12 protein-coding genes are annotated in these 12,248 nt (G+C 34.5%); 6 read left to right on the plus strand and 6 right to left on the minus strand.

Features of this window, described 5'->3' with window-relative positions; translation table 11 throughout:
• Positions 1 to 11: 11 nt before the first annotated feature.
• On the minus strand, positions 12 to 938 hold the full coding sequence (locus tag IC221_RS03515; protein ID WP_188167633.1) for an STM4015 family protein: 927 nt from the start codon (positions 936 to 938) through the stop codon (positions 12 to 14).
• A gap of 793 nt (positions 939 to 1,731) precedes the next feature.
• On the opposite strand from IC221_RS03515, the gene IC221_RS03520 reads away from it, so the two are divergent.
• Both IC221_RS03520 and IC221_RS03525 read left to right on the plus strand, forming a co-directional pair.
• Positions 1,732 to 2,505, plus strand: a complete 774-nt coding sequence (locus IC221_RS03520; RefSeq protein WP_188167634.1) for an MBL fold metallo-hydrolase — start codon at positions 1,732 to 1,734, stop codon at positions 2,503 to 2,505.
• Entirely contained in the window at positions 2,502 to 3,365 is an 864-nt protein-coding gene (locus IC221_RS03525) for a DUF1295 domain-containing protein (RefSeq protein ID WP_188167635.1), read from the plus strand. The genes IC221_RS03520 and IC221_RS03525 overlap by 4 nt, the downstream gene beginning before the upstream one ends.
• Positions 3,366 to 3,409: 44 nt before the next feature.
• Here IC221_RS03525 and IC221_RS03530 read toward each other — a convergent pair whose 3' ends face one another.
• The 5 genes from IC221_RS03530 to IC221_RS03550 all read right to left on the minus strand — a co-directional run bounded on the left by IC221_RS03530 (position 3,410) and on the right by IC221_RS03550 (position 8,613).
• On the minus strand, positions 3,410 to 4,465 hold the full coding sequence (locus IC221_RS03530; protein ID WP_188167636.1) for a peptidoglycan DD-metalloendopeptidase family protein: 1,056 nt from the start codon (positions 4,463 to 4,465) through the stop codon (positions 3,410 to 3,412).
• Between the two features lie 251 nt (positions 4,466 to 4,716).
• On the minus strand, positions 4,717 to 5,655 hold the full coding sequence (gene trxB, locus IC221_RS03535; protein WP_188167637.1) for a thioredoxin-disulfide reductase: 939 nt from the start codon (positions 5,653 to 5,655) through the stop codon (positions 4,717 to 4,719).
• A gap of 80 nt (positions 5,656 to 5,735) precedes the next feature.
• Positions 5,736 to 7,211 carry a trypsin-like peptidase domain-containing protein gene (locus IC221_RS03540; RefSeq protein ID WP_188167638.1) on the minus strand — a complete coding sequence of 492 codons (1,476 nt, stop codon included), beginning with the start codon at positions 7,209 to 7,211 and terminating at the stop codon, positions 5,736 to 5,738.
• Positions 7,212 to 7,288: 77 nt separating this feature from the next.
• Entirely contained in the window at positions 7,289 to 7,900 is a 612-nt protein-coding gene (locus IC221_RS03545) for a hypothetical protein (protein WP_188167639.1), read from the minus strand.
• Positions 7,900 to 8,613: a pyridoxine 5'-phosphate synthase gene (locus IC221_RS03550; protein ID WP_188167640.1), complete on the minus strand. Its 714-nt coding sequence runs from the start codon at positions 8,611 to 8,613 to the stop codon at positions 7,900 to 7,902. The genes IC221_RS03545 and IC221_RS03550 overlap by 1 nt, the downstream gene beginning before the upstream one ends.
• 284 nt (positions 8,614 to 8,897) lie before the next feature.
• On the opposite strand from IC221_RS03550, the gene IC221_RS03555 reads away from it, so the two are divergent.
• The 4 genes from IC221_RS03555 (at position 8,898) to IC221_RS03570 (ending at position 12,243) form a co-directional block, all read left to right on the plus strand.
• A complete protein-coding gene (locus IC221_RS03555) occupies positions 8,898 to 9,347 on the plus strand; it encodes a GatB/YqeY domain-containing protein (protein WP_188167641.1) in 450 nt (149 codons plus the stop codon).
• 22 nt (positions 9,348 to 9,369) lie between these two features.
• Positions 9,370 to 9,930, plus strand: a complete 561-nt coding sequence (locus IC221_RS03560) for a CvpA family protein (RefSeq protein WP_044205086.1) — start codon at positions 9,370 to 9,372, stop codon at positions 9,928 to 9,930.
• A 60-nt stretch (positions 9,931 to 9,990) separates the two neighbouring features.
• Positions 9,991 to 10,560 carry an aminodeoxychorismate/anthranilate synthase component II gene (locus tag IC221_RS03565; protein ID WP_044205089.1) on the plus strand — a complete coding sequence of 190 codons (570 nt, stop codon included), beginning with the start codon at positions 9,991 to 9,993 and terminating at the stop codon, positions 10,558 to 10,560.
• A gap of 216 nt (positions 10,561 to 10,776) precedes the next feature.
• Positions 10,777 to 12,243, plus strand: a complete 1,467-nt coding sequence (locus IC221_RS03570) for a hypothetical protein (RefSeq protein WP_188167642.1) — start codon at positions 10,777 to 10,779, stop codon at positions 12,241 to 12,243.
• Positions 12,244 to 12,248: the final 5 nt, after the last annotated feature.

Here is a 12,248-nt window from a genome sequence, read left to right on the forward strand (position 1 = left end):
AACAGGATTGATTATTCACCTACATCAACATAACGATAGGTTTCATCGTCATAAACATCTTCTTCTTTTTGTTCCCCCATTTTTAGTTCAATGTGTGGGAATTTCTCTTTGATCTTTTGGCCGATTCCACTAGATAAATAATTACTACTGAGGTTTAAATAGCAAAGTTGTGGCATACATGGTGCATTGAGTAAACCTTCAGCACTTTTATCTCCTAAAGTTCCCATTGATAAGTCCAATGAAAGAATTGTTTCTTGTAATGGAGTCACGGAAATCAACTGTACAATGTCATCAGCATCTATGCAGTTTTGAAGTCCTAAATGGAATAATAACGGAAACTGACCTTCTTCCAATAATGGTAAAATATCAGCCTCCACTTCACCGTCATATCCATAATCATCTGTACCTAGCCATAGTTCAAGATGTTTCAATTTAGGAAGGGTAGCGTTTCCAATTTCTTGAAGCACGTTTTTGGATAACCCTCCAGATTGAATCACTAGTGTTTCTAGGTTTTGGTGTTCTATTTCACCCAACGCTAGTCCTTCACTTCCTTTAATTTGAAATACTTTGAGATTTGGGAAGTTCTTGAATATCGCATTAAGATTGGTTTGTTGGATCCATGAAATTTCACATTCATCATAGTCCATATCACCAATAAATAGGGCCTCAATATGTTGTAAGTGTTCTTTTTCTTGTACAAGCTTATTGATGATACTCTCACAGTCAGAATCATAAGCATCGGCCCAAATGCCAATACTTAATCCAACAACTTCTTTGAGATTAGGGTCTTTAAGAAAAGCATCGATCAATTCAATTAGTTTTTGGTCTTCATCGTCCATATATTCAAGTCCTAGACGATAAACGGAATTCTTCTCCGTGATTCCTTCTGCTGTTGTGAATTGATGTACTTTTTTATTATAGAAAAAATCTGTTGCCATATTTGCTTTGCTTTTTGAGTTACTTCTAGTATTAATTTGATAACCTAAAATTAGAGATGAAGAACGTAAAGTTGATACGTTTAAGTTTTTTTATTGAAGTAGAGTCAATTTTACCTCTTTCTATTACAAAATAGTAATGCATAAAAAAAGCACCTATTCCTTTGGTGCTTTCTTCTGGTTGTGATTTTTGACTTAATGTTTTAAGACCCTAGGTAATAGGTATACCCACAAAATAATGGCTGCTGGGACAAAAAGTAATTGTGTTCTTTTTGAACTGACTTTCAAGGAGGGATCCAGTTTTTGACCTCCCCAGAAATAAAAATAAAATCCAAATATTAGCCCGCAACTGAAATAGATCTTAAATAGAAGTAGGAATATAAGTACAGTTTGTTCTACAATGGTCATAGTAAGTTGGGCAATAAGTTATAAATACTTTAAGTTACTTAATGCATGTTTGACTCTATCTTAAGCAATGAAAATTCTATTGTGATATAATTAATTTTTGAGAGTGTAATCGTTTTTTTCTGGTTTTATAAAATTAACGGAGTCACGTTGTAGAAGAGCGATTCTCCACTTAGAGTGAGTTTTTATGCATGCTTTTATTGACTTTGGTGGTCAATCATTTTATAATATAAACTATTTTTATTCATAATTCAATATCAAAAACGAATTCTTAACCTTTGTCTTAATACATCAACATTTTATTAATAAAACTGTTTATCTTAGATATACTAGTATAATGTATAAGTAATACTGACTTTATACTTCAAAAAATTAACTTCTCAAGCTCACTATGATAAAAATTCAAAGGTTAAACATGGACAATTCATGGTACATTGAATTGGACTCACTAAAACTACTTGTCGATCCTTGGCTAGAAGGTGCTGAAATAGATTATTTTTCGTGGTTTAATAAACAATGGCATCGAACACCACCATTAAAATATGAGGATATTCCTGACTATGATTTGGTATTGATTACTCAAAAGTATCCAGATCATTTTCATCATAAGACATTAATAAAATTGCAACCCAAAAATGTTATGGGTCCGGAAAGCATTAGAAAGAAGGTCAATAAAATACTACCGAATGCTGAATTTATAGCTTTTAATAAGAAGAAGAAACAACAACTTTTTGAAGGGGTAACGTTTCACTTCTTACCTACTAAAAGATGGTTTGACCCTATTTACGATGCCTTTTTGATTGATGATGGGAAAGAGAGTATCTGTTTGGCAACGCATGGATTTGATATTGATTATAAATACATCAAAGAAATGGGAGATTTTAGTCCTGTGACATTATTGATGACTCCTTTCAATTTCTACCAACTGCCGGCTTTTTTAGGTGGAACTGTATCTCCAGGTTTAGAAGGAGTGAAACAATTGGCAGACGAATTTAATCCTATTTGTGTGGTGCCTACGCATGATGAAGATAAACATGCTAGAGGTCTCGTTTCAAAATTTGCGAAAATCATTAAATCAATGTCCAAGGAAGATTTAAGGAAATTACCTTGGTTAGAGGAAACATATCAACCATTAAATCACTATCATCTTACAAAAATATCATGAACAAAAAACAACAAGCTCTTTTTGAAATTACCATTATCTATTTGATTGTAGGTGCAGTAGGGTATTTCACTTTCCAATATACAGATGATGAATCTCTAACGTTACGGTTTCTAGTCGCTGACCTAGCAATGACTGTTGTAACGTTTGTATTCTCTGTTGTAAAGAAAAATAGTAGTGTTTATGATGCTTATTGGAGTGTTATCCCCTTTTATTTCATTTTACAGTACTTCTATTTGTTCGATGGGTTGTCTTGGAGTTTACCGCAATGGATCTGTGCATTTGTCATTTCCTTTTGGTCTTGGAGGCTCACATTGAGTTGGGGAAGAGGGTGGCCCGGTTGGCATCATGAAGATTTCAGGTATTCAGATTTTAGAGTTCAGTTTAAATCCTTTTTTCAACCTATCAATTTTTTAGCGATACACTTGTATCCTACATGCATTGTTTTTTTGAGTATATGGGGTATAGAGTGGGTTTACACTGGAGCAGAGTTGAGTAATGTATGGTTGTTTGCATTGGGAGCATTAACTGCTTTTGTTGGAACTGTATTTGAATATTTGGCCGATAATGAATTGGATAAATTTCGTAAAAGGCCCAATAAACAAAAGAGTGATATTTTAAGAACTGGGATTTGGGCCAAGTCTAGAAACCCTAATTATCTCGGTGAGATGATGTTTTGGTTTGGAGTGGCGATGATGGGATTGGCTTATAGTGCACCATGGTATACCGCATTAGGCTCTGTTGGAATGTGGCTGATGTTTATGTTTGCTTCCATTCCTTTAAAAGATAAACAGATGATGAAGAACAGGCCAGAAGCTTTCCAGAAATACAAAGAAGAAGTTTCAAGGGTTTTACCTTTTTAAATAAAAACAAAAATGGCGATCTATGTTCTAGATCGCCATTTTTATTATCTAACTCTTATGGTTCTTCCGACTCTTAAGGTAGTCCGCTTAGACATACCATTGAGGCTACAGATTTTAGAGATTGATGTTCCATATCTTCTACTGATTTTCCATAGCGAGTCACCACTTCTGATTCTATGATAAACGCTCTTTTTGGATTCAATCAGTAATTCATAATTTTTTGCTGTAAGGGTAAAATCAGCGGTAGGAATGATTTCATGGTTTGCAAAGTCAATCATGTCTTCAGGATTGAAAGCATAACCTTGATATCTGATTTCAAAGTGAAGGTGAGGACCTGTACTTCTACCAGTATTTCCTCCGAGACCAATCACTTCGCCTGCTTTTACTTCTTGTCCTGGTCTTACTAAATATCTACTTAAGTGACCATATAATGTTTCAAGACCATTCTTGTGACGTACCATCACATAGTAGCCGTAACCTCTTCTGTTGTATTTGGCGATTCTTACCACACCATCAAACATAGATCGAAGTGTGTCACCAACTGCCAACTTCACATCAATTCCGTGGTGGAATCTCCATCTTCTAAATCCATATTTTGAAGTAACTTTTCTCTTTTCGTCCAATGGAAAAGCCCATGCTAGAGTATCACCCTCTTCATACAAATGAAGGTCTACGCTATCTTTTAAAACTTTTGAGGGAATGTTATAAGGGTTGACATTCCAATTGTCCCAACTGTTGTAGTAGTCAAACCCGGTAAGGTAAACAGCATCGACAAATTTACCTTCCTGTATTTCTACAAGATTTTGGCATTGTTCTGTTTCGTTGAGATTAATTCTTTTATAGCCTTCAGGAAATGAGGCTAATTCTTCTTGATGTTGACAGTCCTCTAGCCCATTTTCTAAAGTAAAAGATGGGGCCGTGATGTTAACATCAGAAACAATATTTTCTTGTACTAATTCAGTATTAGCTTTTTTTTCTTTCCCTTTAAATAACTTTTTAAAAAAACCTTGTCCGTATGATGCATTTGACGAAAGTTGTATCACACTCAAGAATAAAACAGTATATATAAAAGTAGGCGTTGAAATACGATTCAAGTTCATGATTTAAATTGTCACAGAATGAACTAAAAAATAAGTTTTTTGTTCGTTTAATTTATCAAGCAGAAAGCTATAATTCATATAGACTTAATACTTAGGGTTACAAGAATACTAAAGTAATTGCTAAAAGGCAATTCGTGTTAAATAGTATTTGTCATGTAAACGTTAAATATCACTATACATTATGTGACATAACAAAAAAAGGTGCGATAAAATTCAATTATCACACCTTTTTCCATCTATTTTACTGAAGCTTAGTCCTCAAGCTCAACTAAATATCTTTCCGCCTCTAAAGCAGCCATACAGCCAGTACCAGCAGCAGTTACCGCTTGTCTGTATACAGTATCTTGAACGTCACCAGCAGCAAAAACACCTTTGATATTTGTTTGAGTACTGTCAGGCTTAGTGATCAAGTAACCTGCATCATCCATGTCTAATTGACCTTTGAAGATATCAGTGTTAGGCTTGTGTCCAATAGCAACGAAGAATCCAGTTACATCAATTGTACTTTCCTCATTTGTTTTATTATTGAATACTCTTACACCTTCTACTGCATCTTTACCTAAAACTTCTTTAGTTTCAGTGTTCCAGTGGATAGTGATGTTCTCTTTCTTAATAACACGCTCTTGCATGATTTTAGAAGCTCTCATTTCATCACGACGTACCAATAAGTGAACATTTGCAGCAAGATTCGATAAGTAGTGTGCCTCTTCAGCAGCAGAGTCACCTGCTCCAACTACCACTACATCTTGACCTCTATAGAAGAAACCATCACAAACAGCACAAGCAGAAACACCCATTCCGTTTAAACGAGTTTCAGATTCTAATCCTAACCACTTCGCTGAAGCACCAGTAGAAATGATAATTGAATCTGCTTCGATTTCAGTCTCTTCGTTGACTGTAGCCACGTGAGGACCGTCTTCGTTAAATTGAACACCTGTTACAAATCCCGTACGGATATCTGTACCAAAACGCTCTGCTTGCTCTTGTAATTCCATCATCATTTGTGGTCCCATGATTCCTTTAGGGTAACCTGGGAAGTTCTCAACATCATTTGTGATTGTTAATTGACCACCAGGTTGAGGGCCTTGGTATAATACAGGAGATAAATTAGCTCTTGAAGCATAAATTGCTGCAGTATAACCTGCAGGTCCTGAACCAATGATGAGGGTTTTTACACGTTCTCTTGACATCTTTTTATTTTTATTTTATATCAAATTCAACTTTATAAATACTCTACTGTGTTTATTTGAAAACTATGTTGGAGTATTTATTAAAAATAGTAACTATAATAACGATGAGAGCGATCTTTTTTCATGACTTCAATAATCACTCTACCTCTAATTCTCGAAAGAATTTTTGCGAAATCTTTTGGATCATCCAAAGGGTAACGGTTGATTGAAACTAGAATCATTCCTTTCTTCAATCCCATTTCGCTGATCAAACCATTTCTTTCCACTTCTTCTATGCGAATACCTGTTTCGAGATTTAGTTTTGATCTTTCAATTTTCGAAATCGCCGTAAATTTAGCACCGATTTCTTTAGCATCGTAAATCTTCTTCTCATTTACGTTAGTTGTTCCATCAATGTTTGTTAAAACAACATTTTTTTCTATTTTCTTTCCTTCACGTAATATTTCAATGGAAATTTTATCGCCAGGGACATAATAACTGAGTTGTTCATCATAAGCGGCTTCTGTTTCAATAGAGAAATTATCGATAGACAAAATGACATCACCTACTTCCAACTTATTTTTTTCTGCGGCACCACCTTCAATTTTTGTGATGACCACACCGTTGATTTCTTTCATCTTGAGCTGCTCCGCAATTTTCTCGTTTACAGCCTTTATGCTTACTCCTAGGAAAGCCTTTTGAACTTCTCCGTATTTCTTCAAATCGTTGACCACTTTAGCAACAATATCCGAAGGTACTGCAAAGCCATAACCAGCGTAACTTCCTGTTTTTGATAAAATAGCGGTATTAATACCTACTAAATCCCCATGTAAATTGACCAATGCTCCACCAGAGTTACCAGGGTTAATTGCAGCATCTGTTTGTATGAAAGATTCGATAGGGAAGACATCATTCATGATCCCAATCTTACGACCTTTTGCACTTACAATTCCTGCTGTTACAGTACTTGTTAAGTTAAAAGGGTTACCAACGGCCAATACCCAATCACCTACTCTTACAGCTTTGGATGAAGCAATTTGAATGGCAGGGAGATCATTTTTATCTATTTTCAACAAGGCAATATCCGTTGATGGGTCAATACCAATCAACTTCGCCTCATAGGTTCTTTTATTATAATTGACTTCGATTTTATCGGCACCTTTGACCACGTGATTGTTAGTGACGATGTATCCGTCTTTCGAAAAAATCACACCTGATCCAGAACCTACAGCTATACCTTGTGGATTTTTTTGCGTAGGTCTTCCGAAAAATAAGTCACTCCATGTTCTTCTGTTGCTATACCTGTCTTTTACATAAGTGACGATATAGACCACAGATTTTGTGCTGACAGCTGAAGCTTCTGCAAAGTCAGCAATATTTAATTCTCTTGAGTTCTCATCTGTAAAATCATCAGAAGAGATTGCTGTTAATGGTGTAGGTGCTGGTTGTTCTTGAAGTGTATTATTAGCAAATCGGAATTCTTGTTGTTCCGAAGAAGCAAAGTAATTTTGGTAGAGAAAAGCACCTCCAAAGCCACTTATTAGACTCACCAATACCGTAAGTAGGATTTGTTTCATTTTGTTAGTGTTTACCTTTTCGTTTTCCGTATTACCTTTCAATTAAAATGCCTTTTCAACTTTTCTGACAATATGACTTAAGAATTGAGTAGATCAGATGATAAGATGACAGTTTCGAACTGTGTTTTTAATTGTTTTTCGTAAATCTCTTTATTGGATGTTTGAATGGATAATTCTATGTTTTCAGATAGGTTTTTCTTGATGAAATCAATATGGTCAAGGTGAATTTCTTGTATTATTAATGAGTCAATTCCTGTTTGATGACCAATATTGATGACTTGATTGAATTCTTCTTTTTCTAAAGCCGTATTTGGAATTCTCAGAGTATGCAATACCTCTTGTTGATGAGCAGTTTCAGAAAGTTGTAAACATTCAATTTTACACCATCCTGTATTGGTTCTTAAAGCTCCTACATTCAAAGTAGAAATTACTTCATGTGCTCCCATTTTGATCAATTCCTTCATTGCAAAAACTTTTATTTGTGTAAGGTCTTCACCATGAAGAGAACCTGCATTTGACTGAATGATCACTTCTTTATCCTGAAGCTCTCTCGCTACTTTTTTTACCCAATAAGGAGCTATTTTAACTCCTTTCAGAGGAAGTTGTTTTCCAAGTTGGATTACTTGGTCCACCTCTTCCTCTGAAACAAAAGGGTTGTTCAAATCAACTATGATTTGTTCGTATTGCATTATTTCAACTGCTTTAAATAAAGTTGAATAGTATTTTCAAGACCATAATACAGTGCATCACAAACTAATGCATGACCGATTGAAACTTCATCCAAACCTTTAATATTCTCATGGAAATAATTGAGGTTATCTAAATCCAAATCGTGCCCGGCGTTTAATCCCAATCCTAACTCCACTGCTTTTTCAGCTGCTTTGATATAAGGAGCAATAGCCTCTTCTTTATTTTCATGGAATTGAGCTGCATAAGGCTCCGTGTATAATTCTATTCTATCGGCACCACATGCTGCTGCACCTTCCACCATTTTTGGATCTGGATCTACAAAAATAGATACTCTAATTCCTTTCGCTTTAAGCTTAGCCGTTACTTCAGTAAGGAATTCTTTATTTTTAATCGTATCCCAACCTGCATTGGATGTAATTGCATCATCAGCGTCAGGTACAAGCGTGGCTTGTTCTGGAACGACATCTAATACCAATTCCATAAAACGAGGTTCAGGATTTCCTTCAATATTATATTCCGTTGTAACAACAGGTTTTAGATCATATGTATCTTTCCTAGTAATATGTCTCTCGTCTGGGCGAGGGTGAATAGTGATTCCTTCCGCACCAAAACGTTCCGCATCCTTTGCAACTTTTACCAAATTTGGATTGTCCCCACCTCTTGCATTCCTAATGGTCGCAATTTTATTCACATTGACGCTTAGTCGAGTCATAATTCTCTTTTCTAGTTAAATTTAAAGTTTCACAAAAATGCTTTATTCCATTTATAAAAGCATAACAAAAGGGAAAATTAATAGACTGTTAAGGAAAAATAGACCATAAATTATGTTCCTTTTGAAAGTTCTAACACTATTTACAGGCTTTATGTTCTAGAATTGAGCGGATCTAATTGCATTTTAAAGGTATTTCAGAAGGTTTTTTGTAACTTGATAGTAAACGTGCAAGAAGTTGTTATTTTTGTAGATAGAAATAGATTTCAAATCTTAACATTAAAACAATGAGCTTAAAGGCGAAAGTACAAGAGGCCATGAAAACGGCCATGAAAAATAAAGATAAAGCCACTTTAGGTACGTTAAAACAACTAAAAGCAAAGATTCAGTTAGCAGAAACAGCTCAAGGAAAAGATGCTGTGTTGACAACAGAGGAAGAATTGAAGCTTTTAATGAAAGAAGCAAAGCAAAGAAAAGAATCTGCTGAAACGTACCAAAGCTCAGGAAGAGAGGACTTAGCCGAAATTGAATTAGTAGAGTTAGCAGTAATTGAGTCATACTTACCAAAACAGATGTCTGATGAAGAGATTTCTGCAGGTGTAAAAGAGCTAATTGCTGAGGTAGGAGCTACTTCTCCAAAAGATATGGGTAAAGTAATGGGCGCAGCAGGTAAGAAATTTGCAGGTGTAGCAGATATGAAAGTCGTTTCGGCTAAAGTAAAAGAAGCGTTAATGTAATTCAAAAAATTTAATATAGACAGTGGAACAAGACTTAGGATTTTTTACATCATACATCAGAATCACAGATATCATTCTTGCGGGAATGATTGTATATGGTGCCTATAAAGGATTTAAAAGAGGTTTTTTATTAGAAATAATATCAACGTTGGTATTTGTAGTGGGTGCTTCTTTAATTTTCTTTGGTGTCGCAGGAGCTTTTTCTTCATCGAAAACGTATGTCAATACACCTAAATCCACTGTATTCTTTGCTTACGTCGTTTTCTTTTTTGCAGGAACCATGGGACTTAATTTATTAGGGAAATGGTTGCAAAATAAAATCGATTACTCTGTATTAGATGATTTAGATAATGTGGCAGCACTACTGTTAGGTGGTTTTAAATATGCACTTTCATTATCTGTAATACTGGGGCTTTTTAATTCAGCAGGTTTGGGTTTGCCCAAAAATGTGACCGAAGATTCAGTTGTTTATCCAAAACTATTGGAGCTAAATGATTGGGTATTGGATGCAGGAGGTACCATAATGCCGAGTATGAAAAGGTATAGTAAAGAGATTCATGAATTATTTGAAGAAAATTTATAACAAAAAGGGAAGTTAAATGACTTCCCTTTTTTATTTTTGTGCTCAAATAAACTAAGCATCATGATTTTATTATTAGATAACTTTGATTCGTTTACATATAATCTAGTAGATTATTTCACTCAATTAGGACAAAAGGTGGAAGTAGTACGAAATACAACTCCTTTAGAAGAAATTGTAGTTTATAAATATGATGCTATCGTATTATCTCCTGGACCTGAAACGCCAGATAAAGCGGGTAATATGTTAGAGGTAATAGATTATTACCACAAAACACATCCTATTTTAGGAATTTGTTTAGGGCACCAAGCAATAGGGGAATATTTTGGAGGAAAAGTAGTGAAGGCATTGAAACCTATGCATGGCAAAATATCTCAAATTGATGTACAGACTTCTGTATTATTTCAAAAAATTCCATCAGAGTTTTCTGTAGTAAGGTATCATTCATTGATTTTGTCGAATGTTCCTAATACAGTAGAGGTCGTTGCATCTTCTAAAGAAGGAGAAGTGATGGCAATTGCGCACAAAAATTTACCAGTTTTTGGCGTTCAGTTCCACCCAGAGGCAATACTAACGGAATTTGGATTGGATATTTTAAAGAATTGGATTGGAACTTGGAAAGAGAATAATTGAAAAATGTCATTTTACTTTTTATATCCAATAACACCATGAAATAATGCATCGGTTTTTCAAAATCAATTCTTATATTTATATATGAGAAGTATAGAAAAATTAAGTATTTCGATAAAAGTTTACTATTTTATTGCTACTAAACCTCAATTTCTTGATTAGGCATACTTTCTCGACTTGTCTCTACAACGCAATAATAAAGCACTCAGTATCTAATTTATGGCGAGGTTAAAACATATCATAAAGCAATTATCTGAAAAAGACTACGAAGCAATAAGAAATTCTCTTATGGAAAGTAACGCTGAGAAATCGGCGTACCTTTTATCTTCTATGAGAGAAAAGAAGATATCTGATCAGCAGGTGATGTCTGAATTAGATGTGAATACCAATGCTTATTATACTTTAAGATCAAGGCTGAATCAAAAAATTGAAGAGTATTTGCTACAACAAATGGAAAGCCCTAGAGCGGACCTTTTGAAAAAAGTAGCCAATATTCATGAAATGGTTTTTACGAAAAAACGAGCTATTTCAATTGTTACACTCAAAAAATTGGAAAAAGAGTTATTAGATTACGATTTGTCCAATGAATTGACTGTAGTGTACAAAGCTTTAAAAAGGCTTCATATTAATTCTCCAGATTATTTTGTCTACTCTCAACTCTACAATAAGCATGTAGCTTATATGTTAGCAGTCGATAAGATTGAAGATATATTAGCAGATTACTTTAAGAAGTTTGGTGTTTATGCTTTTACAGGTGATGAAATTGATAAAATGGGATTAGACCTGTTACATCAAGAGATGCAAAATACATGTAAACTATATGAATCACACCGACCATTTGTTTATCAAAGCTGTATGAACATCTTCCATCGCTTATTTATAGAAGATGACTCTAAGGTGAAGTTTTCAGAAACAGAAGATGTTGAGCCCATTGAAGATATTTTCTTAAAAATTGATCAGGTTTTTGATCAATATCAAATGGATTCCATCTATTTCCACCTTCATAATGTTTTTGAGTTTTTGAAGTTGGAATACTATACACATTATGGTGTATTCAGGAAAGCAAGTAAGTACTTTGATTCTGTAAATGAAGATGTGGTACCATTACTGATGCACAGTAATTTATATACATTCCCTTCTCAATTTCTTCAGACAAAGTTACAAAGAGCTTTACAGACCGATACACAAACAGAATTGTTTGAATCCAATAAAGATATTTTTGCAGATTACGAACCAGACAAAGAAGATGTTCCCAACTATGTTTCTTATGTAGTTTACCGAGCAATGTCTGCTTACCATGCAAAAGAATTTGATGAAGCGGCTCGTTTTCTCAATAACCTTCTCAATGAAGTGAGTTTGAAAAAGTACCCACATGCTTTCTTGGAGGTGAAATGTCTTTTGGCTTTACAATACGTTTGTATTCGCGACTTTGAATTATTCAATCAGTTAGCCAATAGTATTCAAAGACAAATTCGATTGATGGGGAAGGAAAGTTGTCCGTCAATTTCACTTTTCTTGAAAATGCTTAAAACTGGAATGAGTGAAGCCAAGCGAGATAAAATGTCAAAGGTTTCAAATATCATTACAAAATATACGCAAATTAAATCCCCTTATATATTCGCTCCAACGCGACAAATTAGAATGGATGACCAATTTATTCGATATGTGAGTGGAGAAAATGAATAGTTGAC

Source organism: Flammeovirga sp. EKP202 (assembly GCF_014534745.1).
In the GTDB taxonomy this organism is placed as follows: domain Bacteria; phylum Bacteroidota; class Bacteroidia; order Cytophagales; family Flammeovirgaceae; genus Flammeovirga.

Coding starts and splice junctions, on each gene's coding strand:
- IC221_RS03515 (WP_188167633.1), bottom strand. CDS start 938: ATGGCAACAGATTTTTTCTATAATAAAAAAGTACATCAATTCACAACA.
- IC221_RS03520 (WP_188167634.1), top strand. CDS start 1,732: ATGATAAAAATTCAAAGGTTAAACATGGACAATTCATGGTACATTGAA.
- IC221_RS03525 (WP_188167635.1), top strand. CDS start 2,502: ATGAACAAAAAACAACAAGCTCTTTTTGAAATTACCATTATCTATTTG.
- IC221_RS03530 (WP_188167636.1), bottom strand. CDS start 4,465: ATGAACTTGAATCGTATTTCAACGCCTACTTTTATATATACTGTTTTA.
- trxB (WP_188167637.1), bottom strand. CDS start 5,655: ATGTCAAGAGAACGTGTAAAAACCCTCATCATTGGTTCAGGACCTGCA.
- IC221_RS03540 (WP_188167638.1), bottom strand. CDS start 7,211: ATGAAACAAATCCTACTTACGGTATTGGTGAGTCTAATAAGTGGCTTT.
- IC221_RS03545 (WP_188167639.1), bottom strand. CDS start 7,900: ATGCAATACGAACAAATCATAGTTGATTTGAACAACCCTTTTGTTTCA.
- IC221_RS03550 (WP_188167640.1), bottom strand. CDS start 8,613: ATGACTCGACTAAGCGTCAATGTGAATAAAATTGCGACCATTAGGAAT.
- IC221_RS03555 (WP_188167641.1), top strand. CDS start 8,898: ATGAGCTTAAAGGCGAAAGTACAAGAGGCCATGAAAACGGCCATGAAA.
- IC221_RS03565 (WP_044205089.1), top strand. CDS start 9,991: ATGATTTTATTATTAGATAACTTTGATTCGTTTACATATAATCTAGTA.
- IC221_RS03570 (WP_188167642.1), top strand. CDS start 10,777: ATGGCGAGGTTAAAACATATCATAAAGCAATTATCTGAAAAAGACTAC.